The sequence below is a fragment of the Nonomuraea sp. B12E4 genome, from assembly GCF_039871825.1.
Classification (GTDB): Bacteria; Actinomycetota; Actinomycetes; order Streptosporangiales; family Streptosporangiaceae; genus Nonomuraea.
The window spans coordinates 13,117-37,739 of the sequence record NZ_JBDPME010000014.1 but is presented as its reverse complement, the minus strand read 5'-3'; the positions used below and the strand labels follow the sequence as shown (position 1 = coordinate 37,739).

The 24,623-nt window shown below is 73.4% G+C and carries 23 protein-coding genes; 1 reads left to right on the top strand and 22 read right to left on the bottom strand.

Annotated elements, in window-relative coordinates:
* Positions 1-18 precede the first annotated feature (18 nt).
* From ABGB18_RS28305 to ABGB18_RS28290, 4 genes are read right to left on the bottom strand one after another with little or no spacing between them, the layout of a single operon-like run.
* Complete coding sequence (locus tag ABGB18_RS28305; RefSeq protein ID WP_347698656.1) at positions 19-975, bottom strand: hypothetical protein; 957 nt, start codon at positions 973-975, stop codon at positions 19-21.
* Between the two features lie 11 nt (positions 976-986).
* Positions 987-1,703, bottom strand: a complete 717-nt coding sequence (locus tag ABGB18_RS28300; protein ID WP_347698655.1) for a hypothetical protein — start codon at positions 1,701-1,703, stop codon at positions 987-989.
* Positions 1,703-3,544, bottom strand: a complete 1,842-nt coding sequence (locus tag ABGB18_RS28295) for a hypothetical protein (protein WP_347698654.1) — start codon at positions 3,542-3,544, stop codon at positions 1,703-1,705. The genes ABGB18_RS28300 and ABGB18_RS28295 overlap by 1 nt, the downstream gene beginning before the upstream one ends.
* Positions 3,544-4,488 (bottom strand): hypothetical protein, encoded by a 945-nt coding sequence (locus ABGB18_RS28290; RefSeq protein WP_347698653.1) that lies wholly within the window; start codon positions 4,486-4,488, stop codon positions 3,544-3,546. The genes ABGB18_RS28295 and ABGB18_RS28290 overlap by 1 nt, the downstream gene beginning before the upstream one ends.
* Before the next feature lie 175 nt (positions 4,489-4,663).
* On the opposite strand from ABGB18_RS28290, the gene ABGB18_RS28285 reads away from it, so the two are divergent.
* Positions 4,664-5,443, top strand: a complete 780-nt coding sequence (locus ABGB18_RS28285) for a transposase (protein WP_347698652.1) — start codon at positions 4,664-4,666, stop codon at positions 5,441-5,443.
* A gap of 38 nt (positions 5,444-5,481) precedes the next feature.
* Here ABGB18_RS28285 and ABGB18_RS28280 read toward each other — a convergent pair whose 3' ends face one another.
* The 18 genes from ABGB18_RS28280 to ABGB18_RS28195 form a co-directional block, all read right to left on the bottom strand.
* Complete coding sequence (locus ABGB18_RS28280) at positions 5,482-6,078, bottom strand: hypothetical protein (protein WP_347698651.1); 597 nt, start codon at positions 6,076-6,078, stop codon at positions 5,482-5,484.
* A complete protein-coding gene (locus ABGB18_RS28275; protein ID WP_347698650.1) occupies positions 6,069-8,036 on the bottom strand; it encodes a baseplate J/gp47 family protein in 1,968 nt (655 codons plus the stop codon). Before ABGB18_RS28275 ends, ABGB18_RS28280 begins: the two co-directional genes overlap by 10 nt.
* 54 nt (positions 8,037-8,090) lie before the next feature.
* Positions 8,091-11,129, bottom strand: a complete 3,039-nt coding sequence (locus ABGB18_RS28270; protein ID WP_347698649.1) for a baseplate J/gp47 family protein — start codon at positions 11,127-11,129, stop codon at positions 8,091-8,093.
* A complete protein-coding gene (locus ABGB18_RS28265; RefSeq protein WP_347698648.1) occupies positions 11,126-11,515 on the bottom strand; it encodes a GPW/gp25 family protein in 390 nt (129 codons plus the stop codon). The genes ABGB18_RS28270 and ABGB18_RS28265 overlap by 4 nt, the downstream gene beginning before the upstream one ends.
* Positions 11,516-11,519: 4 nt before the next feature.
* The gene (locus ABGB18_RS28260) at positions 11,520-11,819 is read right to left on the bottom strand and encodes a PAAR domain-containing protein (RefSeq protein WP_347698647.1); all 300 of its coding nucleotides are present in this window, start codon (positions 11,817-11,819) and stop codon (positions 11,520-11,522) included.
* A gap of 11 nt (positions 11,820-11,830) precedes the next feature.
* A complete protein-coding gene (locus ABGB18_RS28255; protein WP_347698646.1) occupies positions 11,831-12,451 on the bottom strand; it encodes a phage baseplate assembly protein V in 621 nt (206 codons plus the stop codon).
* Positions 12,448-13,581 (bottom strand): hypothetical protein, encoded by a 1,134-nt coding sequence (locus tag ABGB18_RS28250; protein WP_347698645.1) that lies wholly within the window; start codon positions 13,579-13,581, stop codon positions 12,448-12,450. The genes ABGB18_RS28255 and ABGB18_RS28250 overlap by 4 nt, the downstream gene beginning before the upstream one ends.
* Positions 13,578-14,261 (bottom strand): LysM peptidoglycan-binding domain-containing protein, encoded by a 684-nt coding sequence (locus ABGB18_RS28245; RefSeq protein WP_347698644.1) that lies wholly within the window; start codon positions 14,259-14,261, stop codon positions 13,578-13,580. The genes ABGB18_RS28250 and ABGB18_RS28245 overlap by 4 nt, the downstream gene beginning before the upstream one ends.
* Before the next feature lie 9 nt (positions 14,262-14,270).
* Positions 14,271-14,966: a hypothetical protein gene (locus ABGB18_RS28240; protein ID WP_347698643.1), complete on the bottom strand. Its 696-nt coding sequence runs from the start codon at positions 14,964-14,966 to the stop codon at positions 14,271-14,273.
* Positions 14,967-15,120: 154 nt separating this feature from the next.
* Positions 15,121-15,483, bottom strand: coding sequence for a hypothetical protein (locus tag ABGB18_RS28235; RefSeq protein WP_347698642.1), 363 nt, complete (start codon positions 15,481-15,483; stop codon positions 15,121-15,123).
* Complete coding sequence (locus ABGB18_RS28230) at positions 15,483-15,914, bottom strand: phage tail protein (protein WP_347698641.1); 432 nt, start codon at positions 15,912-15,914, stop codon at positions 15,483-15,485. Before ABGB18_RS28230 ends, ABGB18_RS28235 begins: the two co-directional genes overlap by 1 nt.
* Before the next feature lie 16 nt (positions 15,915-15,930).
* Entirely contained in the window at positions 15,931-17,886 is a 1,956-nt protein-coding gene (locus ABGB18_RS28225; protein WP_347698640.1) for a phage tail sheath subtilisin-like domain-containing protein, read from the bottom strand.
* Between the two features lie 17 nt (positions 17,887-17,903).
* Positions 17,904-18,719, bottom strand: coding sequence for a Pvc16 family protein (locus tag ABGB18_RS28220; RefSeq protein WP_347698639.1), 816 nt, complete (start codon positions 18,717-18,719; stop codon positions 17,904-17,906).
* A gap of 15 nt (positions 18,720-18,734) precedes the next feature.
* Complete coding sequence (locus ABGB18_RS28215; RefSeq protein WP_347698638.1) at positions 18,735-20,909, bottom strand: DUF4157 domain-containing protein; 2,175 nt, start codon at positions 20,907-20,909, stop codon at positions 18,735-18,737.
* The gene (locus ABGB18_RS28210) at positions 20,869-21,450 is read right to left on the bottom strand and encodes a hypothetical protein (RefSeq protein WP_347698637.1); all 582 of its coding nucleotides are present in this window, start codon (positions 21,448-21,450) and stop codon (positions 20,869-20,871) included. The genes ABGB18_RS28215 and ABGB18_RS28210 overlap by 41 nt, the downstream gene beginning before the upstream one ends.
* Positions 21,447-23,273, bottom strand: a complete 1,827-nt coding sequence (locus tag ABGB18_RS28205) for an ATP-binding protein (RefSeq protein WP_347698636.1) — start codon at positions 23,271-23,273, stop codon at positions 21,447-21,449. The genes ABGB18_RS28210 and ABGB18_RS28205 overlap by 4 nt, the downstream gene beginning before the upstream one ends.
* A 25-nt stretch (positions 23,274-23,298) precedes the next feature.
* Positions 23,299-23,514 carry a hypothetical protein gene (locus ABGB18_RS28200; protein WP_347698635.1) on the bottom strand — a complete coding sequence of 72 codons (216 nt, stop codon included), beginning with the start codon at positions 23,512-23,514 and terminating at the stop codon, positions 23,299-23,301.
* Between the two features lie 34 nt (positions 23,515-23,548).
* Positions 23,549-24,235 (bottom strand): BTAD domain-containing putative transcriptional regulator, encoded by a 687-nt coding sequence (locus ABGB18_RS28195; protein WP_347698634.1) that lies wholly within the window; start codon positions 24,233-24,235, stop codon positions 23,549-23,551.
* Positions 24,236-24,623: the final 388 nt, after the last annotated feature.

Below are 24,623 nucleotides of genomic sequence, written 5' to 3'. Positions count from 1 at the left end.
CGCCGAGCCCGGGAGCGTTCAGGCGATCGTGATGGCCTCCGGGTGCCTGCTGGTCGAGCCGTCCGGAAGGGTGACCGTGAGCGTGCGGCCCCCAGGCGCGGCGCTGTGCAGGACGTGCGCCGTCACCAGCATGGTGGTGCCGCCCGTGGTCACCTCCACCCGCGTGACCCGTACGCCCAGCCCGAGGTCCACCCGCGCGGCCGGGTCGAAGCCGCTCCCCTCGACGACCAGCTTCACCCCGGTGGCGCCCGGCGCGACCGGCTCGGTGGCGGACACCTGGCTGATGGCGGCGGGCTGGGGCGTGCACCGCTGCCAGAACGGTGCCAGCGTGGTCACGATCCGGCGGCAGGAGCAGTTGTCGATGGCGACGATCTCGCCCTTGGCGTCCACCTCGACCATGGCCAGCACCACCCAGGGATCGAGCCCGGCGGGCGGGCCGGGGGTGAGCACGCCGTTCAGGAACTGGTCGGGCGTGGGCGGCGAGCCGGCGTGCGAGGGCGGGCACTCGGGCAGGAAGGCCACCGCGTAGCCGTCGCCCAGGCGCGAGTACTCGCACGCCGTCTCGTCGCAGCCGCATCCGGACGTGGGCGTGCGGACCGGCCGCCGCGGCTCCTCCACGTAACGCAGCGCCACCCACACCTTGCCCGGCCGCCCGCGGCGCGCCGGCTCGCCGCACGCTCCGAACGGGTCGCCGGCCATGACCGTCACCCCGTCGGACCGCAGGTCCACCACCTGCTCCTTGGGCACGCACAGCTCGTTGCCCGCGGGGTCGAGCAGATAGCCGGGGGTGATCCTGAGCTGCCACGGGTCCCCGGCCGGGCACACGAGCGCCCCGTGGACCACCCCCCAGCCGTGCATCATGCGGTTGTGCCGGCGCAGCCGGGCCAGCGCGTAGTCGCCCGCCTGGTTGAGCTCGGTGTGGGTGACGAGCTGGCGGGGGAAGAACCGCGGCCGTTCGAATGTGTCGTGGTGCATGGTCGCCCTCATCAGTCGTGGGTGGATTCGAGCAGCGCCAGGAGCAGCCGCATGAGCACCTGGTTCGTCGGCGAGACCGGCCGTACCGTGATGTCCGGGTCGCCCTCGGCCCGCGGCGGGCAGTCCTCGATCTGGAGCGCGGCCAGCACGATGCGCGGGTCCGCGGCCGGGGCGGGGCAGTCGCGGGTGACCAGCCGGGCCAGCTCCGCGTAGTCCACCTTGCCGCCGCGGATGAGCCGCCCGCCGGGCGAGGGACGCTTGGTGGGCGCGCAGTCGGCGCGGAAGGAGACGGTGTAGCCCTCCCGCAGGGTGCCCGGCATGCAGGGTCGCGGGTCCTCGCAGTCGCCCGCGTGCACCGGCATCGGGTCGGTGACGCACTCGTGGTAGCCGATCAGCACCTGGACGCACGCGTCCTGGCGGCACTCGCGGCCGCGTTCGACGGCCTCTTCGAGCACGTCGTCGGGGATGGGGACGCGGGCGGACGCGCGGGGCACCACGATCCGCCTGCCCCACCGGTCCACGGCCAGGCCGGGGGTGACGACGACCGCGCGGCCCGCGTCGGCCAACTGGACGTCCAGCCCGCACACCACGCCGTGCCCCATGGCCAGCCGGTTGAAGGTGCGTTCCTGCCGCAGGAAGTAGTCGGTCTCCGTGGTGAAGGTCTCCACGGTCATGAGCTGGCCGTAGAAGTAGTTGTTCCTGGTCGGCGCCCGTAGGTGGTCTGACATCACGTTTCCTTTCCGATCGGGCCGAGTACGGTGGTGACGCCCAGCCGGGGCGTCGGCGGACCGGCCAGGGCCAGCACGCCGGACCCCGCCGGGGCGGGCTCGGCCACGACGCTGTCCACGCCGAGCACGGACTGCACCCCGAGCCGCATGCGCGGCTCGATGACGCAGACGTGGAACGCGGTGTGCGCGGGACTCTCGCGCTCCACCACCTGCTGGACCACCGCCGGCCGCGCGTCACCCCGGTAGATCCGCACGGCGAATCGGTGCGCGAGGCTCTCGAACAGGGCGGTGCCGGCTGACGGGTCGAGGAAGGAGGCGTCCAGCGTGGCGCCCGCGCCGAGCACCGCGCCGCCCGGCTCGCCGACCGGCATCATCGTCTCCAGCCCGAGCGGCTGCTCACCGAGCACCCACCAGTGCGTCTGCTGGAGCGGCTCGGCGATGACGGCCCACGCCCCGGTCTCCGCGTGGACGGCCGCGCGCAGCCCGGCGGCGGTGCCGCGGCGCGCGTGGGTGGCGAACGCCCCGGCGAGCGCGCGCCGCCGGTGGTGCGGCGGCAGGTGCAGGCCGAGCCGCGCGGCCAGCTCGCTCGGCTCGGCGGTCAGCGGGTCCAGCCGGTCGGGCAGGCCGGTGATCCGGTCGCGCGTCTCGTCGAAGCCGCTCTGGAAGAGCGCCAGGAACCGGCGCAGGAACTCGCGCGAGGCCGGGTCGCGCTGGTAGATCCGCGGCAGCCGTTCCAGGTAGGTACGGTGGTCGAAATCCACCCTGAGCTGGGAGAGCACGGGAGTGCTCAGCCCGTCGCCGGTGAACCGCACGCCGATCCAGAGCCGGTCGAGCGGCTTGCCCGCGATCGTCGTGTGCGGGGCGCCGGGCGCCGCCGGACGCCAGGCCGGGTCGCCGGGCGGGGGACCGGCGGGCTCGGCCGAACTCAGGTAGAGGCGGAAGCGCGTGCCGGAGATCCGGGCCCGTACGAGGTGCAGCGGGTCCCGGTGCGGGCTGGGGTTGGCGATCGGCCCGCCCCACAGGACGCCGTGCTCGCCGTACGCGCCTTCGGCCGCCAGCCGTACCGGGACCTCCGCGCCGCCCCGGTGGACCAGCAGCTCGTCCCCGTCGGCGCTCACGGCCGCGACCGGCCCGGCGAAACCGCGCGCCCGCCCGATCCGTTCGCCGTCCGCCAGGAACACGGCCAGCTCGCGGCGGTCGTTGTCGCCCAGGTAGACGTGGTCGCCGCGGGCGGCCAGCCCCATCGGCCGGGCCAGCCCGCTCTGCCAGGTCCGCCCCTCGGGAAGGACGGTCACGGCCCCGCCGGCCAGCAGGAGGACGCGCCCGCCGGCGGCGGCCACCTCCTCGGCGCGGGGCAGTCCGGGCGCCCGGTTGCCCCATCGGTCGAGGACGTGGACGGCGTCGCGGCAGGCGACGTACACGCTCCCCGCGTCGTCCACGGCCAGCGAACGCGGCTCGGGCAGGCCGGTCCAGCTCTGCACCGGCCGCAGCGTTTCGGCGTCGAGGGCGAGCACCCGGTCGTCCCCGGTGTCGGCGACCAGCAGCGCCCGGCGGCCGGGGTGGTAGGCGAGCCCACGGGGTTCGCACAGTCCGCCGAAGCAGGCCGTCGCGTCGCGCCGGCAGTCCGGCACGACGTACAGGCGGTGCCCGTCGGTGAAGTAGACGGCTCCGCCCGGCACCGCGGCGACCCCCAAAGGACCGGCCGGCGCCGCCCGGCCGTCGTCGGCGACGGAACCGAGGGGCAGCGGGTGCAGCCGCAACGAGCCGTCCGCGCCGAGCCGCAGGCCGGACCGCTGGAAGCCGAGCCAGCGCCCTTCGCGGTTGAGGAAGCGGTAGTTCATCAGCACTCGATCCCGAGCCAGGTGACCGCCCACTCGGCGCGTACGGCGGTCAGGATGGCCTCGATGCCCGCGTCGCCGACGCCGTAGTCGGGGCTGAGCAGTGGCACCCGGCAGCGGAAGGAGGTGGTCGCCGGCTCCTCGACGTGGGCGGGGCCGTCGAAGACGGTCACCACGGCGTCGTCGTCGTACTCGACCGTCAGCGGCCGCCTGCCCGCCACCCGGGCCGAGTAGCAGGGCACCTGGGCGAAGCAGGCCGCCTCGGTGTCGATGACCGCCTCCACCCCCTGGATCACCGACTCCGTCCCGGCCGGAACGCTCCACCACGTCCACTCGGCGTAGGAGGTGTCGCAGCGGATGCGCGGCCGGTCGGCGACCCTGGAGGTCCTGCGCTGGGCGAGCGAGACGTCCGCCGCCAGCACGCACTCGCGGATCCGCGCGCGGGCCAGGATGATCATCATGCCCGCCTGGATGTCCGCCCGGTGGCGCGGGTCCACCGGCCGCAACGTGCCCGAGACGTCGTGCTTGAGCCGCACCCAGGTGAACGCCGGCCTTTCCCGCAGCCGGACGATCCCGCGGGGCGCGCAGGCGCCCTCCCTCGTCTCCGCCTCCTCCAGCTCCTCGTCAGCCGGGTACGACACCGTGAGGTCGAAGTACGCGGGTCCGCAGGTTTCCTCGCCCGCCACCGGCGGCACCGGCAGCCGCTCCGGCCCGGTCAGCACGATCTCGTGGCCGGAGGCGTCCAGCGCGTATCCCTCCTGCACCAGGACGTGGCCCGCACCCGCCGGCCCGTGCACGGCCAGCCCGGCGCCGATGCCCGGCTGGTGCAGGCTCCGGTTGTGCAGCCACCGCAGCTCCCGGTTGACCGCCTCCAGCTCGTCCAGGTCCTCGGCGTGGAGCTGCTGCCCGTCGAAGAAGCGCAGCCGCTCGGTGTAACGGGTTTCCATCAGAGTCTCCCGAGGGGACCGTCGCCTTGAGGCGACGGGGGAATCGGGAGCGGGAGGGCCGCCAAGGCCCGAGTGTGCCCTGACCTGTCAGGTCCGCGCATCACAGATTTCCTTCCGGGTTTGTCGGTGCCGGCCGATACCGTGGTGTTCTCGTTGCCGAGCGTGGGGGGTGGGGGTGCGCAGGTCGTTCAAGTTCCTGCTGCGCCCCACCGGCAGGCAGGCCGCCGCGCTCACGCGGTGCCTGGAAGACCACCGGGAGCTGTGCAACGCCGCTCTCGAACACCGCCGTACGGCCTACCGCAAAGCCGGGGTGAGGGTGCGTTACGGCGGCCAGTCGGCGGAGCTGAAGCACATCCGCGCCGACGACCCCGGCGGTCAGGGCCGGTGGTCGTTCTCCTCCCAGCAGGCCACCCTGCGTCGGCTGGACAAGGCATTCAAGGCGTTCTTCGCCCGCGTCGAAGCAGGCCGCACGCCAGGGTTCCCGCGTTTCAAGGGGCGGGGCTGGTTCGACACGGTCGAGTGGCCCAAGGACGGTGACGGGTGCCGGTGGGACTCCCAGCCCTGCCACCCGACCGCCACGTTCGTGCGGCTTCAGGGAGTCGGGCATGTGCGGGTGCACCGGCACCGGCGGGTGCTGGGCACCGTCAAGACGATCAGCATCAAGCGGGAAGGCAGTCGCTGGTTCGTCGTCCTGTCGTGCGACGACGTGCCCGCCCGGCCGCTCCCGGCCACGGGTGCGGCCGTGGGCAGCGCCGGTCGAGAGCTGATCGCAGTGGACCCCGCCAACACCTCCCGCACGTGCGCCGAATGCGGGCACTGTGTGACGGAGAACCGTGTCACCCAGGCCGAGTTCGCGTGTACGGCGTGCGGGCACACCGCGCACGCCGACGTGAACGCGGCGATCAACATCTTGAGGGCAGGGCTTGCCCTTCGCGACGCGGCGGAAGCAGCCTAGCGAGAAGCCGCTTCCTTCAGGGAGCGGAGAAGTCACGCTCATTCCCCTTCCAGCAGGTCGGCCGGGCGGCTGACGGCGATCCAGCAGACCGACCACCGCTCCGCCAGCGCGATGGCCACGAACGCGTCCGGTCCGGTGTCGGGCAGGCCCCGCATAACCAGCCGGAACACGAACCCGGTGGCGCTGACCTCCTCGACGTACGGCACCACGACCGGCACCCGCGACCGGCCGCCGAGGGACTGCCAGGCGAAGTAGCAGGGCACGTCGGTGAAGCCGTGCGCCCCGGTGTCGACCACCACCTCGACACCCAGCACCACCTGCGCGGCGACGGCACTGGCCGCCTGCCGGGCGACGGCACTAGGCGCCTGCCGGGCGACAGCACTAGGCGTCTGCCGGGCGACGGCGTCAGGCGTCTGCCGGGCGACGGCACTGGGCGCCCGCGTGCCCATCCAGGGGCGCCATGGTGTGCCGTCGCCCGGAGTGCCGCCGCAGGCGATGTGCGGGGCGTCCGCGGCGGCCGGGTGCGGGATCCGCTCGTGCAGGTCACGCAGCCGTTCCTGGTAGGCCAGCTGATCGCGCAGGTCTCGGGCGCGCAGGAGTTGCCCGGACCGGTGACGTAGTCGTTCTAGCCGCATGCCCGCTCCACCTCGATCGTGTGCTCACCCGCGGTGACCAGCCCCAGCGGGCCGACGCGGAGGTTGCCGCACGCCGGTTCGCTCCCGGCCGCCAGCTCGACGCCGGACACCCGGTCCACCCCCGGCACCTGGTCGAGCACGGCCAGCGCCTCGGTCCGGTAGACGTCCCGGCCCAGCGGCCAGGTGAGCGGGTCCAGCCAGGCGTCCAGCGCGCGCAGCAGCTCCCGCCGTACGGCCTCGGGGTCGGCCGCGGGAAGCACGCGCACCCGTGCGCGGACCACCACCTCCGTGTAGACCGGGCCGGTGAGCTCGAACCGTGAGCCGATCGGCCGGTGCTGGCACAGGTGGCGGGCCACCGCACGCAGCAGCCCGGGACTCGGCACCGGACGGCCCGCGGGCAGGTACGGCACCAGCACGACGGTGACCACGCCGGGCGCGGGCACACCAGGAAGCGCTGGATGAACCCCGGCCAGCGCCATCACCCGGGCCAGCCGCACCCCGGGAGTGGCGGCGGCGAGTTCCTCGCAGTCCGCGAGCGTGATCGCCCGCGTCGCGCGGTCGATCAGCCCTTCCGCCCGGGCCCACACGTCGGCCACGCTCTCCGCGTCCGACCCCCCGGCGGCGCGCGACGCATACGTGACCCGCACGCCGGACACGGCCAGCGCCCGGTTGTGGGGAGTATCGGCCACGGCGAACCCGCCGACCGGCGTCTGGTCGGTTGCGGCGTACTCGGTGGTCGGCGTCTGGCCGGGCGCGGTGAATCCGGTGGCCCGGTTGCCGGCGGAGCCGGTGGTCCGGTGGGACAGTGCGATGATCGGTGCGCCTCTGGGTGGCACCCGGCCGTGTTCGCCGTCGCCGAAGCGCAGCAGGCCGGTCAGGGGATCGAGGACGGCATGCGAGTCGGCGGGTCCCGACCCCGCGAGGTCCTCGCGCAGCCGCCAGCGCCGCCACTCCGATTCGAGCGTCCAGATCTCGGCGCCCACCGGGAAGGCGGGCAGCCGGTGCTGCCGGCCGGGCGCGTCGTCCCCCGTGCCGAGCAGGCTCGCCTCGACGGTGAGCTGGACGGGGGAGTGGTCCAGGACGAACAGCCCGGGGGTCCCGGGCCGGCCGGTCTCCACACGGGTGATCGCGCCGGAGCCGTCCAGCCGGATCGCCGCGTGGATGGTCGTGCCGGGCCGCACCGTGCCCACGATCACGGCATCGGGGGCGATCGGCCAGGTCAGCGTGCCGGCCGGGATCGCCTGCTCGGCCCGTACCCCGTTGACGGCCAGGTCCCGCACGACCGGCGGCGCGTCGAGGTCGCCGCCGGCGTACACGCACCTGACGAGCGCGGCGCCGGGGGTGTGGAGGTGCACCGAGCCGCTCTGGCTGAGCCCGCGGGTGCCGTCCTCGACCTCCAGCGGCCGCCAGCGGCCGCGCAGGTGTCCCTCCCATCGGGTGACGACCTCGTTGCCGTCCGCCGTGATCGCGAGAGTCGTGCCGCGCCGCAACGGCTCGCTGAAGCCCAGCACCAGCGCCTCACCTGGCCGGGTGAACGGGGTGAACGGCGCGCCGGCGACCACCCTCTCACCGGCCGCCTCGACCGAGGCGAGCCGCACCCCGGTCGCCAGGACCGGTTCGAGCGTGCGGAAGAGCAGCCCGTACGGCCCGGCGATCTCGGTGGTGGCCGGGACCACGACCCCGTCCCCCGACAGCGCGAGTGTGACGGTGGCGGGCGCCGCGGGCCCGCGCCGCAAGCCGACCAGGGAGAGCATCGTCTGCCGCAGCCGGTCGGAGATCTGGTCGAGCTGGAACAGGTCCATCTCGGCCACCCACGCGAACAACTCGGACAGCGTGATGCCGGGATCGGAGACGTTGTGGTCGGTCCACCCGGGAGCCCGGTACGGGATGAGCGCGCGCGCCTCGTCGACCAGGTCGCGCCAGCGCCGGTCATCCAGGCGGGGGAGCGGAAAGGGCACGGCTCAACCTCCGATCACGCGGAGGCTCGGATGGGACGGTGGGAAGGGCACGGCTCAACCTCCGATCACGTTCAGACGGATGTCGCCCGCGGTGGCCAGCAGGCCGTCCGGCACCGGGACGTTGTCGGCGTGGCTCTCGCCGCGTGCCGTCAGTACCAGGTCCTCCAGGTGGTCGACCCCGTCCAGCCGTTCCAGCAGGGCGGCCAGCCGGGCCACCGGGACCTCGCCGCGCCCGAGGCCGCGCCCCGGCCGGAAGAAGCCGGTGATCGCCCGGCGGGCGGCCTGCTCCACCGCGCCCGCCGCGGACCGGGACCGCGGCACGAGCGTCGCCGTGACATCGACCGGCAGGTAGCCGGGCCCGGTCACGTTGAGCCTGGCCGTGGCGGGGGCGCGGGCCGCGAGCACGCGCGCCACCTCGGCGCGCAACGCCGGCGACGGGTACGGCCGGGACTCGGTGCTGTGCGGGATGATCACGACGGTCACCCATCCGGCGGCGGGCCGTCCGGAGGCGTCCAGGCACGGGTAGGCCCACGCGGCGGCGACGGCGGGCAGGGCCAGGGCGAGCGCCGCGTAGTCCGCGACGGTGGTGGCCCGGCCCCGGGCGTGGATGAGGCCGGGGCCCCGGCGCAGCAGGGCCTCGACCGGCTCGGGCGCCGACCCGCCGTCCGCCGCGTCGGGATTGTCCACCGTCTCGATGGCCGCCGCCGCGCCGAGGACCTGGGTGATGCCGTGCGGCGGCAGGTTGCCCGCGGGCCCGCCGCCCGCGTGGTAGGTGGTCGCGACCACGGCCGCGCCCTCCGGCGGCACCATGCCGTGCCGCCCGTCCCCGAACAGCACCAGGCCACGATGGTGATCGACGGCGAAGTGCCGGTCGGCGGGCCCGGACGCGCGCAGGTCGGGCCGCTCCTGCCAGGTCATCCAGACCTCCGTCACCCGGCCGAGCCGGTCGCGGACCAGTCGCGGGGAGCCGCTTTCCGCCGGGCCGCGCCACTCGACCTCCGCCCGCCTGCCGGACAGCTCACGCACCTCGATCGCTGGGCCGGGCAGCAGCGGCAGTACCCGGAAAGGGAAGGACTGGCCGGGCGTTCCGGTGCTGATGCCCAGCGGCTCGCCGGTGACGGTCTGCCGCTGCGCCACCGGGACCGCGTTGAGGTGGATGGCGTGGATCTCGGGCTGCCCTGGCGGGCCGTCCTGGGCGAGGCGGGCGCGCAGCCAGTGGCGGGGCTCGCCGAAGCGGGGGTGGGCCCGGCTGCCTTCCGGGCCGATGAGCCGGACCGTGCCGGACACGGACAGGTTTCGGGTGCCGTCCGCCACGGTGAGCTCGCTCCAGTTGAGGCCGTCGAAGTATTCCCAGGTCAGCAGCGGGGCGTCGGGCTCGCCGGCCAGCCGGAAGAGCAGCCCGACGTCGTCGACCGGCAGTTTGCGGTCGAAACCGAGGTAGAGCGCGGGCGTCTCGTCGGAGACGGGGGAGAACGGGGTCGCGGACCGGCCGTAGGCGAAGTCGTTGTGGGTACGGAAGGCTTCGGGGGCGACCGGCCCGTCCTGCCAGGTGTAGCCGAACCGGAGATCGGCCAGCACCGGCGGCTGGCCGACGACGAACTCCAGCCCGCCCTCAAGGGTGCGGACCAGCCCGTACCCGCCGCTGAGCAGCCTGGCCCGCAGCCACCTGCCACGCTGCCCGTTCACCTCGGTCTCCGACAGGTCGCGCGGGACGGTCAGCTCGAAGAACCCGTGCCCCTTGAACGCTCCCGGCGCGTCGCCCACCCCGTCCACCGGCAGAGCCCGCCAGCCGTTGCCGTCGAAGTATTCCCAGCTCACCAGATGGGGCAGCGGCTTCGAGCCGGTCGGCGGGGTCAGCTCGTCCTCCGGCGTACGGGCCGGCCGCACGTAGACCCGCACCCGCGCGCCCGGCCGGCCGAGCGCCTCCTCGCTGCGCACATAGAAGGCCGACCCCGGCTGCGGCTGCACGCCCAGCGGGTGGAACGGCCGGGACAGGTCCGCTTCGATCCCGTCCGCGACGGCCAGCTCCGGGGCGAGCAGGTCGAGGCCGAAGGTCACGGTCACGTCGCCTCGATCGAGCCGGTGCTCCTGCGCGAAACCGCCGAGCCGGACCACGACGATGTCACCCGCCTCCGCATCCAGCACGACCTCGCCGTTGTCATCGCTCGTGCCGCCGCCGCCGGGCACGGACACCGGCACCCCCGCCAGCGGCACCCCGGCGGCGTCCCGGAGCCGTACCAGGAGCCTGCCGTCGCGGCCCCCCACCCGCTCGCCCACCCGCCAGACGGACGCGTACGAGCGGGTCAGCGTGGTGGCCAGGGTCACCGCCGAGATCTCGGGCAACACCCTGGCCGGGTCCGCCGGGAGGGTCTCGTCCAGCCGCGCGCGGATCCACCGGGATCGCACGCCGTCCACCTCGGTCGGCTTCGTCTTCGCGCAGTCGGCCCGCAGGACGTGGCTGCCGTCGCGGGTCAGCCCGGCGCTGGAGTCGCTCGCGTCCAGGAACGCCCGCCAGTCCGACCCGTCCCAGTATTCCCAGGCGAGGTCGAGCGGCTGGTCCGACGGGGTGGTCAGGTCGAAGCCGACGGTGATCTCGGCGCGCCCGCCGAGGTCGAGCAGCCGGTCGTGGGCGAGGTAGAGCGCGTGCGGGGTGTCACGCAGCAGCCGGGCGTCGAACGGGCGCAGCGGCCCGGCCGGGTCGTGCGCGATGTACTGGTCGCGCCCCGGCCACAGGCTGACCACCTCGGCCAGCCGGGCCCCCGCCAGCCCCACCGTCTGCTCCGTCTCGAAGCTGATCTGCGCCTGCCCGCCCGGGGGCGGCGGCGCGGCGAGCCGGGTCCCCGCGGGCAACCGGGCGTCCGGCGCGCCCTCGGCCAGGGTGATCACCACGGTGGCCGAGGCGGGCCTGGCCGGGCACGGCCGCGCGCCGAGCAGGTCGAGCAGGACGGCGTGGTGCTTGTCGGGGGCCAGGGCGAGCCGCGCCTCGATGATCGCCAGATAGCGGCCGGCGATGTCGAGCAGCGCCGCCCCGGGATCGTCCCCGTCCGGCCGCCACTCGGGGACGTAGCCGGGCCGCAGGTCGCGCAGGTTCACCGGCCCGCTCCTTCCTCCAGGTAGAAGGGGTAGACGAGGTTGTGCAGGGTGTTGGTGGCCCGCACCCGGTAGCGGATCTCGATGTCCACCCTGGAACGTTCCGGCAGGCACGCCACCGACTCCACGTCGATGCGCGGCTCCCAGGTGATCAGCGACTCGCGTACGCGGTCTTCGAGCCCGGCCAGGGTGACCGGGGTGATCGGCTCGAAGACGAAGGCGGACAGCCCGGCGCCGAAGTCGGGGCGCATCACCCGCTCGCCGGGATCGGTGCCCAGGATGATCAGGATCGCCTGCCGTACGTCCTCCTCATGGGAGGCGGTCGCGGTCCGGCCCGCCGTGGTCACGCCGGGCGGGAAGGCCCAGCCCACGCCCAGGAAGTCCGGCATCGGCTCACCCGCCGATCAGCACGGTCGGGCAGCCGGCCGCGATCGGGTTGGGCGGGCCGCTCTCCACCACCTGGTCCCCGGCCCGTACGGCGGGCCGCCCGTTGATCAGCACGGTACGGCTCCCGACGACCACCGCGCCCCCGGTGTGCGGGACCACCCCGGTGACCAGCGGGCACGCGTGGACGTCGCCCACCCGCCAGGCTGGCAGGCCGCCGATGAGCACGTCGGGGCTGCAGCCCGGCGGGCCGGGCGTCAACGGGGTGCCGTGGCCGGTCGGGTCGCCGGGACGGGCGGCTGGAAGCATCCGGATCCTCCCTAGTTGATCTTGATGGGCTTGCCCTGCTGGACGAGTGCGCCCTTCGCGCTGATGTCGATCAGGCCGCCGCTCAGCGTGAGCTTGGCCGTGGCGCTGAGCTCGATGTTGACCCCGCTGATCACGACGGTCTGGTCGCCGTCCCGCAGGGTGATCTTCAACGAGCCCGCCGGGTTGGTCAGCTCGATCTCCGCCGGCCCGACCGTGATCTCGTGCCCGGTGGCGCAGCTGATGGAGATGCTCTGCCGGGCGTCGTCCAGCTCGATGCGGTGCCCCCCGATCCCGCCCACCAGGCCGCTCTTGATGACCCGCTTGGTCTTGGCGTCCACGGGATTGCCCACCGGCGGGCTGTTGGCCAGGCTGTACATGCCGCCCAGCACGAACGCCTCGGCGCCGGTGACGCCGACCAGCACCTCGTCGCCGATCCTGGGCTGGAAGAAGAAGCCCGCCCCCGGACCGCCGCCGGCCGCCACCAGCCGGGCCCAGATCTCCTGGTCGAGAGCGGGCACCCGGACCAGGATGTTGCCCTGGGGCAGCGCCTCGCAGTCGTTGACCACCACACCGCTGAGCAGCCGGGTGGAGGCGGGCTCGGCGCTCTTCTCGCCCGAGTCGTACAGTCTCATTCGAACCAGACCTCCTTGCGCACCTCGAACGCGGTGCGGTAGCCACTGGCATCGACGGTGTGGGTGGCCTGGGTGACCCGGTAGAGCCCGCCGAACCGGGCGCCGAGGCCGTCCAGGGAGATCAGCCGGCCCGCCTTGATCCGGGTGTCGCCGATGGCGGTGCCACTCCCGGTGAGCCGGTTGTTCAGCCGGGGGATCAGCTCGCCGAGGATCTTGCGGGGCGCGGTGGCCGGGCCGTCGGCGTCGACGGTCAGCGTGCCGGTCCGCGCGGCCTCCGGATAGCCGAGCCCCGGATAGACCTGCAGATCGAAGCCGCTCCGGTCGTAGTCCCAGCCCAGCGCGACCACCCACTCGGTGTTGGTCGCCGACACCCAGATCCGGGTGGAGACCGTGGCCACCTGGCCGACCGTGGTGATGCGCGGGCTGAAGTCCACGATGGACTCGCCCCAGCGCAGGGTGGCCGTGGGGGCGGCGTCCAGCCCGGTGAACTGGAGGCGCAGCACGTGCCCGCGCGGAGCGGCGGAGTGGTCGATGAACATGTCCCAGCCGTTCTCCCGCGCGATCGCGGACAGGAAGTCGAAGTCGCTCTGCCCCTGCTGGATGCGGATGGAGCCGGCGGCGTCCGCCGGGTTGATCGCGTACGTGGCCAGCAACGTGAGGAACGACAGCGCCGCGCCCACCGGATCGATGACCGGCACCAGCAGGTCGGTCGCCGAGACCGCCGCGGCGATCACCGGGTCGGGCAGCGGGAACTTCCCGATGCAGGGCAGGCTGATGGCGAATGCCCGGTCCTTCGCGCCGATCGTCATCCGCTGCATGAAGTCGTGGGCGACGACCGTGAGGGACGGCGCCCCGGAGGAGGGGAAGGCCGCGTCCACGCCGGTGATCTCGCCGGTGAAGACGATCTCCAGCGGATCCCCGGCATAGCCCAGGCTCAGCTCGACCGGCGCGTCCACGGCGAGCAGCGGATCGTCCAGCCAGCGCAGCCGCTCGTCGGCGATGCTCACCTCCAGCCGGTTGGCCCCCTCCAGCCCGTCCTGGTAGCGGATGGCGGTGACGCTCGCGCGCAGCGCGGGCGGCAGCGGCCGGCCGCCGACGGCGACGACGAAACCGGGCGCGTACCGCTTCACTCCTCCACCTCCCAGGTCACCGGATTGACGTAGGGGAGGGCGGGCACGCGCAACGCGTCGCCCGGCGCGATCTCGCGGGGGTCGGCCAGGCCGTTGGCCAGCGCGATCGGCCGCCACTTGGCCGCGTCGCCGTAAAGCCGGGCGGCGATCGAGGAGAGCGTCTCGTCACCGGCGGCGACGTGCTGCTTGCTGTAGTCGGCGGTCTGCAGGTTGGCCGCCCTGGCCGCCTGCTCCTGGTCCACGTACTCGACGAACGTGCAGGTCATGCGGGCCCGCACGGGCGTGCCGTCGGGCATGAACAGGATGTAGCGCTGGCTGGCCCTGGTCAGCACGCCGCGGAAGCTCCAGGCCGCCATCGCCACCTCGACCACCGGCGGCGCGTGCAGGTCGGAGTCGAGCTCCATGAACGCGGCGACCTGGCCAGACTCCGTCCTGACGTCCGTCTTGGGCAGTTGTTCGTTGTCGTAGGTGTCGAAGAAGAGCTCGATCTCCAGCGTGCGCTGGTTGCCGCTGACGAACTGCACGATCGGCGAGCCCAGGCCGGGCACGGCCTGCACGGCGAAGGCGTTGTCCTTGCTGACCGTGAACTCCTCCGGGTTGTAGCGGACCGTGACCCGGCGGCCGGTCTGCGGGCGTCCCGTCGCGTCCAGCGGCGTGATCGTCAATCTCTCCAGCGGCATCGTGGCTCCTCAGATCCGTCCCAGCCGTTCCCGGTGCGCGACGATCCGCCGGTCGATGCGGCGTACGACGTCGTCGGCGATCCGGTCCAGATCGAGCGCGGGCGGCCGCGCCTCCGTCACCCGCGCTTCGGCCCCGCGCTGCGGCTCCGCCGCCCGCCACCCGGCCCCGGGTACGGCCTGGCGCGCCGGCACCCGCGTGACCACGGGACCGGCCGGGACAGGCGGGCGCGGGGCGAGCCCGCTGGTCCCGCGCCACTCGCGCACGGGCAGCTCGACCCGGGCGTGCGCCGCGGACGGGGTGTGGCCGCGGCGGAGCGGCGCCGTCACCCGGGTGCCGTCGCCGTGGATCAGCATCGTCGTCCGGGTGCCGTCGCGGCGGATCAGCATGGTGTCCCGGTCACGGCGAGCCTCACCGGCGTTCCGCTCGCGTACGGTCCGGCGCAGGTCGAGCACCGTGGCCACACGCGTGCGGCCGACGACCGGCGCGGCCCACCGGAGGCCCCGCGACGGGCCGGGAAGCCGGACCACGGTCATCCGCGCGGGCCCGCCGCGAAGGCCGATCACCATGCTCACCACAAGAGACGAGCCGCCGGAGGACATCGGACGCCGCGGGCGGAGCAGGACGAGCGGCGCGGCCGGGCGGCGCACCGGCCGGCGCCGCGGGCGGGCGGCCAGCCGGTCGGCCCAGGCGAGCCAGCGGTTCACTCGGCCGTCTCCAGCATGCGCCGGTTGATGGCGGAGACCTCGGCCACCCACCGCCGCCGATCCGCGTGCTCCAGGTCGAGAATGTCGGCGAGCGGCCAGTGGAAGTGGTAGGCGAGGAAGGCTACCTCCCCGTAGAGGGAGTCGAGGGGGTAGCCTACGATCCCCCCGCACCGTTCACCTCCATCACCTCGGCGCGGCGCTCGCAGGCCGGGCACGCGGTCCGCGCCTCGCCCGTCAGGTTGAGCTCGTTGTAGAAGTCCTGCAGGTAGGCGAGGTCGGCGGCGAAGACGCTCTCGATGACCTTGGGCGTGATCGCTTCCACGCTGCCCAGCCGGGTGATCACCCGGGAGAGCAGGATGACGATGAGGTAGGCCTCGTTGCCCTGCACCCGCGGGTCACGCAGGGGCAGGATCTCGTCGGCCGCCGTCGCCATGCGCATGACGCCGTCACGGTGGAAGGTGCCCTCCTCGTCGAGATAGCCGACGGGCAGCCGGAAGGGGCGTTCGGTGGCGATCACTACTCTCTCCTCAGCCGCTCGTAGGCGATCTCGAGCGTGTCGATGGCGACGGCGGTGCCGGTGGCGTTGAAGTCGGGGCCGTCCCACTTGGTGGGCCAGGCATCGAAGAAGTTCCAGCGGACCTTTTCCGTCATGCCGTCGAGGTCGTAGACGATGATCGAGCCGTTCCGGCGGCTGATCTTGCCGATGGTCACGTCGACGAACCAGTCGAACAGGTCCCGCGAGTCGGTCAGCCCCCACTTGAGCGTGAGGTTGGAGTATTTGGCGAGGTTAGGGAGCTTTCTGATCGCCGGGCCGTCCTTGCCCTCGCGATAGTCGGCCGGGTCGACGGACGCGGAGAACCCTGTGCATTCGGTGAACCCCGCCTGGGTGATGCCGTCGATCTCGACGTGGAAGTTGAAACTCCGGTACGGATCCACTGGCCTGGGCATGGCCCGCTCTCCTCTCTCAGCCTTCGCTGATCTCGGCGCCGCCGTCCCAGATCCCGATGTGGACCACGACGAACTCGGCGGGATAGGTGGGTCGTAGCGCGATCCTGATGTGCAGCCTGCCCAGCCGCTGCTCGTCCGGCGGGTTGAGCGCCTCGTCGATCTGCACCTGGAAGGCGTCGTCCGCGGTGGCGCCGAACAGCGCGCCGTCCTGCCACTGCCGGTGGAGGAAGGCGTTGAGCGCGCGCTTGAGCTTCTGCCACAGCTCCAGGTTGTTCGGCTCGAAGACCGCCCAGCCGATGCCCTGCTGGATCGACTCCTCCAGGAACAGGAACAGGCGGCGGACACTGACGTACTGCCAGTTGAGGTCGTCGGCGATGGTCCTGGCGCCCATGAGCAGCGGCCGGCCGCCCTGCAGCACCCGGATGACGTTGATGCCCATCAGGTTGAGCTCGCCGTGCTCGGCGTCGATGAGGTTGCCGTTGGCCTGGATGTCGAGGGCGCCGTTGAGATAGACGTTGGCGGGGGCCTTGAAGACCCCGGCGGTGTTGTCCACCCTGGCGATCGCGCCGCAGATGTGACCCGACGGCGGGACCAGCACCGGCGGGCCGCCGTCGGCCGCCACGACCTTGATCCACGGGTAGTAGAGCGCCGCGTATCCGCGGGCCGAGCTCAGCGTGCGCCGCTGGGTGTCGATGCCCGCGGCCGCTCCCGCGCCGAACGGCGGCAGGTCGCGGGCCTGCGGGTCCAGCACGCCGAACCGGTCCATCAGCAGCTCGCAGTCCTCCACGATGCGGCGTTGCACCGCCAGCGTGTCGGCGTCCGGCAGGTCCGCCGCGTCGGGCACGGCCAGCAGGTTGACGTCATCGATCGGCCGCAGGGCGGCCAGCGCGCGGAGGTAGTCGCCCGCGTCCAGGGTGCCCAGGTCCTCGTCGGCGCCGCCCGCCAGGTTGGTGCTCCCGGCCGCCGGGAAACCGTCGGCGGGAGCCGGATCGGCCGGGCGTACGACGACCGGGCCGTCGTTCACCAGCGGCAGATAGTAGCGGGGGTGGGCCGGATCGAGCGCCAGGTCGCGATAGACGGCCGAGCCGACGGTCAAGGTGAACTCCCGGGAGCTCACCCTCGGCGCCGTCCCCGCCGGATCCAGGGAGAGGCCGTGCGCGAGCCCCTGCCTGAGCGTGACGCCGTAGACCCAGGCACCGGTCTCCACCTGGCCTTCCTGCCGCACCTCCTGTGCGATCACCGTCTCGGCGACCGTTCCCTGGACCACCGCCAGGGTGCTGCCCGGCACGAGCGCGCCCTCGCCGAGCTGCCCGGCGGCCTTGACGCGGATCGTCTTCGTGCCCGGCACCGCGTCGGCCAGGGTGAGCGCGCCGGCGTCGTTCACCGCCGAGATCAGGTCCCGGTCCACCCGGATCACGCCGCCGCCGATGCCGACCACCTGCACGCGCGGATCCGTCTTCGGCCCGGTGAAGCGCACCCAGTCACCCACGCGGAAGCGCGCCGACTCCGCCGCCGTGGCGAGCGTGATCTGCCTGACCCCGGTGACCGTGCCCCGGGCCGACGGGCGGTACAGCTCCGCCCCGGACACCAGCGACGTGTGCGCCACCCGTACGGCGATGGCGTCACCCGCCGTGCCCGGAGCCGCCGCCCTGACCAGGAACACCGGGTCGCCGGCCGCGTTGCCGATCCCGGCGGCGGCGCAGACGCCGTTGCTGACCCGGGTGACGTAGCAGACCTGCCCGCCGTTGTCGAAGAAGCCGCGTACGGCGTACCAGAGATAGCGGCCGGGCAGCGGCAGGTCGCCGAACAGCCGCTGGAAGGTCTCCCAGCGGGTCACCTTCACCGGGACGTCGATCTCCCCGCCCGCGGCGGGACCCGCGAACGCCGCGGTCGAGGTGCCCACCCCCTGGATGGGCGGAGCCGGGGCGAACTCGTCGATGTAGACCCCGGGATAGGAGGTTCGTACGGCCATGCGCTCGCCTTTCTCGCTCACCTGAACTGCAGGTCGTAGTGGCCATTCGGATCGGGTATGGTGACCGGCCGGTCCACCGGCTCATGACCCGTCGCCGCCGCGCGGAGCCGGTAGCCGTCGCCCGGCGACACCCGGTCGAAGGCGAAGTGCCCGGCGGCGTCGGTGCGCGCCGTCCGGCCGGTGGGTTCGAGCTCCACCCGCGCCCCCGGCACCGGCGCGCCCGCGGCGTCGGTGACCCGGCCGCCGAACGCGACATATGGCTCGCCCGGATGGCCGACCTCCACGCTCGCGACCGGATGCTCGGCTCGGGGAAAGCCCAGATCCAGCTCGATCGTGACGGTGAGTTGGAAGGCCGGCCGGGGAGGGACGCCCATGGCCGCCCAGAAGTCCCCGTTGTGATCGGCCGGGTCGAGCCGCGCCACCGCCGTGGGCAGCGGGTAGATCCGGTCCGGATCGGCCAGGGAGCCCCGCAGGAAGCGCTCCGGCACGGTCGGGAACCTGCTCAGCCAGGACAGCGCCTGCCCCAGCAGCAGGTGCTCGGTGACCACCCGCTGCGCGCCCACCGGTCCGGGCACCCAGGTGGTCACCAGGTAGGAGCAGTCCGCGCGCAGCGGCGGCCGGCGCCGCACGTTGTCCCGCACGATCGGCGCGGGGTGCCGGAGCACCCGGTTCTCCTTGACCTCGTGCAAGAACAGGTTGACCGTGGCGGCCGGCGGGTGGAAGCCCCGGTCAGGCGCCTCGAAGCTCACGTCGGCGCCGTTCAGCTCGGGCAGCTCGGCGGCCGGCGCGTCGTTCAGCAGCACGGTCAGCGTCAGGTCGAGGTCATGGAACACGGCGTCCTCCCCGGCTCATGGCTGGCCGACCACGGTGGCGGCCGCGTGGATCGTCCCGGAGAGCTCGTGATGCAGGCCCTCCGGGATCGCGGCCACGAACTGGCCGTTCTCGACGTGGTGGTGGACGAGCTTGTCACCCACGTGCTTGGGGTCCCAGCCGTACTTCGCGGCGAGCTCCTTGGTGACGCGCCGGTCCTTCCCGATGAGCTTGAAATCCTCCGGGAAGAGCTCTTCGAACTTCCGCCAGAACCGGTTTTCACTGCGGAGGTAACCCAGACTGGTGGAGATCGGTCGCAACTTCCCCGTCTTCTTGCTGCGGAGGCGGCCGATCCACGGCGCGTCGAGGAGCCGGTCGGCCGGGATGGCGATGCCGAGTTGCTTGCTCAAGGTGCCGGCCTGAGCGAGCGCCTTCGGCAGGAGCCCCGGGTGCACCGGCTCGAAATCCGGATATCTGTTCCGCCGGGGCCCGGGCAACGAGCACGTCAACTGGCTCTCGTGGCAACTGCCGAGCAGCCGGGCGAAGAAGTCCTTCAGTTTCTCGATAAGGTTGCCGAGCTTCTCGCCGAACTCGCCCAGCTTGCCCCTGGCCGAGCCGGCCGTGCTTCTGATCCACTTGATCGCGGGCTCCAGGAGGCCGTGGACCTGGCGGAAGAGCGCCATGAAACCGCCGGCGATCTTGCCGCCGAGCCGCTGGAAGAAGACGATGACCGGCTTGAGCGCGGCCTTCACCCCGGTCACCGCCGCGCCGCCGCCCGCGGTGAGCACGCCGAAGAGGACCTCCCAGAGCCCCTGCCCGAGCACGCCGCCGGTGGTCTCGCCGAGCTTCGCCTCGCTGCCCGGCTGGTTGACCGCCTTGACGAGCTCTTCGGCCAGGTCGCCTGCCTTGCTTCTGACCAGGTCCTTGATGCTCGACCAGGCCGAGGACAGCGCCTCCAGCACCCTGCCGGGGTGCTTGGCGTAGTCCCAGGCCTGCGTGGCGATCGAGTCGGACTCGCGGACCAGGGTCTGCCAGGTGTCCCGCAGGCCCATGAGGAGGTCGGCGACGGCGTCGGGGAACCCGCCGATGGCCCGGCCCACGCTCTTGACGAACTCCCAGACCCGCGGCATCGCCAGGGCGATGTCGCGGAGCATGACGAAGATGCCGAGCATGCCCTCGACGAAGAAGCCCCTGGCCAGGCCGGCCAGGAAGGCCTTGTTGAAGTCCATGTTCCGGCCGGCCACGATCCCGGCGATCTTGTCCATCGCCTGGATCTTCTCGGCGGCCTTCACCTGCGGAGAGCGCAGGCGGGCGACGAAACCCTCGAGCCCGGTCCGGAACAGCGGCCAGAGCACGCCCAGTATCGGGTCGCTCGGCAGCTTGGCGACCACCTTCGCGGCCTCTTCCAGCGCCCTGTCGACGAAGGACGCCTTCTGCTCCGGCGACAGCCGCAGCCACAGCTCGCCCGCCAGCCCGGCCAGGCCGCCGGTCAGCAGCGCCCTGCCCGCGTCGACCGCCGACAGGCCCTCCTCCGGGGCGCGCCACACGCCCTGCCGGGCGGTGCCGCTCTGCTGGGCGACGTGCGCCAGCTCGTGCGCGAGCAGGAGCCGCCCCTGATCGCTCTCCGGGGCGTAACGGCCGGTCCCGAAGACCACGTCGTCGCCCACGGTGTACGCCTTGGCCTGGAGCGACCTGGCCGCCGCGCCGGCCGCCGTCCCGGTGTGCACGCGCACGCCCGCCAGGCTCACGCCCAGCCGCGGCTCGAAGAAGGCCCGGTCCGCCGCCCGCAGCGGCTGCCCGCCGGTCGGCACCACCACCACGCTCGCGCGCCCGCCACCGGCGCCCGCTTCCGCCGATCGCCTCGCGGTGGCGCTGCCGAGGTCTTCCGGCGATCGCCTCGCCTGGCAGCCGGTGCACGGCCGGCCGTCGTCGGCGCAGCGGGAGCAGGTGCCCGAGACGCGCATCGGCGGCCGGGACAGTTCGGCCGAGCGCATCACCTCGGCCGCCACCCGGTCGGCGTCGCGTTCGGCCGGGTCGTCGGGCCGGCTGACGGTGAGCTTGGCCTGGACGAACCCGGCCATCGCCCGGTTGCTCAGACCGGCCAGGGCCGCGGGCTCGGCCGGGCGCTCGTAGGTGGACTCGGCCGAGCGCCTGACCACGGTGCGTGCGCGGTCACGCCTGCGGGCTCGCCTCGCGATCCGCTGCGTCGTCATCGTGGAACGCTCCAATGCCTCGGGAGGATTTCGCGGGGATGAGCAGCGCGACCCACGCGCCCGCGACGGCGGCGAACGTGCCGAGCAGAACCGGCGAGTCTCCTAACGCCGTGGCGAGCCCGAACCCGCCCCCCGCGGCCAGGACGTGCGCACCGACCAGCCGGGAAAGCCGGACACGAGGACGAGCAGCGGGTTGTCCGGCCCTGGGGGAGGGGGCGGGCTGTCCCGTTCGGGCGGTCGCGGCGGGGAGGGCGGGGGGAAGGTCGGCGCGTACCAGAATGCCGGTCTCGGGGGGTGCGGGAGTGTGGTGGTCGAGCTCGGACAGGGAGGTCAGGACCCGGAGAGCCCACGGGGCGGGGGTGACGGGGCCGAGTCCGGCCAGCAGGTCGCCGGGCGTGCCGGCGTCCGGAAGATCGCGTACGGCGCCGCCGTAGGCCAGCTCCAGCACCTCCGTGACCCGGCAGGTGATCGCGAAGGGGCGGTCACGGCCGGACTGCGCCTCCCATTCCCGCTCCAGCAGGCCCAGCACCACGGCGTTCACGGTTGCGCTCCGTTCATGGGCCTGCCGAGCTTCTGGTGCTCGCGGCGGGTGGCGTGCAGCAGGTGACGGTCGCCGATCGGGCATCCTTCGGCGGCGGCCTGGTAGGCGGCCGACAGCACGATGTTCCTGATGTTGCCGCCGGTGAGCTTGAAGCGCTCGGCGTAGGACTCCAGGTCGATGCCGGGCTCCACCGCGGCCTTCGCGGGCAGGTGGCGGTGCCAGATCCGCAGCCGCTCGGCCCGGGTGGGGACGGGGAAGTCGATGACGAAGCGCAGCCGGCGGGTGAAGGCGTCGTCCATGTTCTGGCGCAGGTTGCTGGCCAGGATCGCGACGCCGTCGTAGACGTCCATCCGCTGCAGGAGGAAGGCGGTCTCGATGTTGGCGTAGCGGTCGTGCGAGTCGCGGACCTCCGAGCGCTTGCCGTAGAGGGCGTCGCATTCGTCGAAGAAGAGGACGGCGCCTGACTCCTCGGCGGCGTCGAAGATGCGGCCGAGGTTCTTCTCGGTCTCGCCGATGTACTTGCTGACCACCGCGGACAGGTCGATCCGGTAGAGGTCGAGCCCGAGGTCGGCGGCGACGATCTCGGCCGCGCTGGTCTTGCCGGTGCCGGAGGGGCCGCTGAACAGGGCGGTGACGCCGCGTCCAGGGCTCGCCGCGGTGCCGAACCCCCACGCGTCGAGCACCTGGTCGCGGTGCCGGACGTGGGAGCACAGCTCGCGTAGCTGATCGACCGTGTCGGCCGGCAGGACGAGGTCGTCCCAGCCGTGCCGGGGCAGGACCCGCTGGGCGAGGCGGGTCAGCACGCGGCAGGCGGCCTGCCGGTCGGGGACCGGCCGCTCGGCGAAGCCGTCGGGCACGGCGCCCGTCCCCGCGACGAGCGTGGTGCCGCGGCGCCGGGCGAGCTCGCGCATGAGAGCCCGCCGGGCGCCGTGGTCGTCCAGCTCGTCCACGTCGTCCACCAGGAGCACGACATCGCGGAGCGCGGCTTCCAGCAGCCCGGCCTCCACGGCCTGCGGCAGGCCGCTCTCCGGCTGCGGGCCGGGGTCGGCGTGCGGCCAGCCGCTCTCCGCCTGGGAGCCGGGCTCCACCTGCGGCAGGGTTTCGGCGGCCGTGCCGGCGTTCAGCACGAGCAGCGGCGCCCGCTCGGCGGCGGCGATGCTCAGCGCGACCTCCCGCTTGGCCGGGCCACCGGCGCCGGACAGGTAGACGCGCGGGCCGGGGGCGGGCTCCGCGGGCCGGTCGCCCGGATCGACGAGCTCGCACCACGGAGGCAGCCCGCCCAGCCCGAGCAGGTGCCTGACGACGGGCTCGGCGACCTGGATCGGCTCGGCGAGCCGGCAGCGGGCCAGCCTGATCAGCCGATGGCGGACGAGGGGCGCGTCGGCGGCGAAGTGCTCCAGCCGGGCGAGCTTCTCCCCGGGCGAGGCCGACAGCAGCGTGAGCGCGAGGTCCACGGTCGGCCGCTGCCGGGAGACGTCGTCGTGCAGGAAGGCGTAGAGGCGCTCGTAGCGCAGATCCAGCTCGGGGGCCAGCGCGATGACCAGCACACCCAGGTCGAAACCGGTGAGCCGGAAGCGGGCGGCGAGCTCGGCGGGCCGGGAGCCGGGGTCGAGCAGGTCGAGCGGCGAGCGCTCGTCCGTGGCGCGGAACGGCAGCCGCGGCTGCAGCCGGACGAGCCGGGCGATCTCCTCGGGGTCCAGGTAGAGCCCGCGGCGGGGATCGCGGTCGGTGCCGTAGGCCGCCAGGACCGTCTCGACCGCGCGCCCGAGCAGCCGGTCGAGAAGCCCCAGTGCCTGCTCGAGTCCCTGGTGCAGACCCGTCATGCCTCAGGATGCTAGACAGGCTTCGTCAGCCATGTGTCACACCTGCGTCACCGCCGCCGTAGTCGTCCATCCAGCCCCGCACGGCGGCGATCACCTGCTCGCGGCTGGTCAGGTGGTAGACGTGGCCGGGGTGCCGCGGGTCGAGGGTCTCCATGACGCGGTAGCCGTACACGCCGGTCGCGGGGTCCGCGGAAAGGCTGATCATCAGGATGGCGCTGTGCGGGGGGTCCGATGCATCCACCCGTCCACCTCAGGCCGGGCGCGTCACGGAAGTGTCAGCGGCGCATCAACGGCCTGACCATCGCGGTGAACGCGTCCGACGGCTCGATGGCCAGCTCGTCCCTGACGAGCGCCTGGAACGTTCCATAATGGCGGAGCGCCTCGTGGACGTTGTGCTCGGCCAGGTGCACCGCGACGATCGCCCGGTGCGCGCTCTCCCGCAGCGGCTCCAGCCGGGAGCAGTGCAGGGCGGCCTCCAGCGCGAGGGCGAACTGCCGCCGCTCCAGCAGGTGGCCGGCCATGGCCTCCAGCGCGTGCAGGCGCAACTGCCGCAGCCGCTCGCGCTCGAACACCACCCACTCCTCTCCCCAGCCGGGCAGCAGCTCGCCGCCTTCGAGCATCGTGGCGAGGCAGCGGTCATCCGGGCTGTCGAGCGAGCGCAGCGCCCGCTCCGTGTAGGAGCGCACGTCCACGTGGACGGCGGAGGCCAGGGTGAGCACGCCCATGTCGCTGCCCACGATGCCCTCGTCGGCCTGGTGCAGCCGCCACAGGGTGGTGCGCAGGCTCCCGTGCGCGCGGTTTTCCGTGACGTCCGGCCACAGGGTCCCGGCCACGACGCTGCGGCTGACCGAACCGCGCAGCGCGAGCAGCGCTATCAGCCGCTGCCCGGTGGCCGACACGGCGATCGGGCCGTCGCCGCCACGGATGTGGAATCGATCCAGGAGCTGCAGATAGACGGCCACGTAGGGAGGATCGCCTGGTCATCGCGGTTTGGCAACAGTTTTACGCCCCCGGCGATCAACCCGGTTACGACTGGCTGCGAAGGAGGGCTGATGTCGGGCTTCTGTCCGCTTTCATCCGGCCGATCGGGGCCGCCGGGACGACGGTGTGAGACGTGTCGCCGTGCGCGCTCCGTCCATCCATCCTGGAGACCCCTTGCGCGACGACGCCTCCCTGCCGAGCTTCGATCAGCGCTTCGGCGAGCCGGACTTCCGGCACGAGGACGAGTCACGGCCGGTGGGCTCGCCCGCCGCGTACCTGGCGGACGTCGTCCTCGCTCCTGCGGCGCCGCCCCGATCCGGCGGACGTCGTCCTCGACGCCGGGAGCACCCACGCGGGGTCGCCGTACGG

Bases quoted from the DNA above. Each gene is read 5' to 3' on its own strand.
- ABGB18_RS28305 (WP_347698656.1), bottom strand. From the start codon at position 975: ATGCACCACGACACATTCGAACGGCCGCGGTTCTTCCCCCGCCAGCTC.
- ABGB18_RS28300 (WP_347698655.1), bottom strand. From the start codon at position 1,703: ATGTCAGACCACCTACGGGCGCCGACCAGGAACAACTACTTCTACGGC.
- ABGB18_RS28295 (WP_347698654.1), bottom strand. From the start codon at position 3,544: ATGAACTACCGCTTCCTCAACCGCGAAGGGCGCTGGCTCGGCTTCCAG.
- ABGB18_RS28290 (WP_347698653.1), bottom strand. From the start codon at position 4,488: ATGGAAACCCGTTACACCGAGCGGCTGCGCTTCTTCGACGGGCAGCAG.
- ABGB18_RS28280 (WP_347698651.1), bottom strand. From the start codon at position 6,078: ATGCGGCTAGAACGACTACGTCACCGGTCCGGGCAACTCCTGCGCGCC.
- ABGB18_RS28265 (WP_347698648.1), bottom strand. From the start codon at position 11,515: ATGCCGGACTTCCTGGGCGTGGGCTGGGCCTTCCCGCCCGGCGTGACC.
- ABGB18_RS28260 (WP_347698647.1), bottom strand. From the start codon at position 11,819: ATGCTTCCAGCCGCCCGTCCCGGCGACCCGACCGGCCACGGCACCCCG.
- ABGB18_RS28255 (WP_347698646.1), bottom strand. From the start codon at position 12,451: ATGAGACTGTACGACTCGGGCGAGAAGAGCGCCGAGCCCGCCTCCACC.
- ABGB18_RS28245 (WP_347698644.1), bottom strand. From the start codon at position 14,261: ATGCCGCTGGAGAGATTGACGATCACGCCGCTGGACGCGACGGGACGC.
- ABGB18_RS28230 (WP_347698641.1), bottom strand. From the start codon at position 15,914: ATGCCCAGGCCAGTGGATCCGTACCGGAGTTTCAACTTCCACGTCGAG.
- ABGB18_RS28225 (WP_347698640.1), bottom strand. From the start codon at position 17,886: ATGGCCGTACGAACCTCCTATCCCGGGGTCTACATCGACGAGTTCGCC.
- ABGB18_RS28215 (WP_347698638.1), bottom strand. From the start codon at position 20,909: ATGACGACGCAGCGGATCGCGAGGCGAGCCCGCAGGCGTGACCGCGCA.
- ABGB18_RS28205 (WP_347698636.1), bottom strand. From the start codon at position 23,273: ATGACGGGTCTGCACCAGGGACTCGAGCAGGCACTGGGGCTTCTCGAC.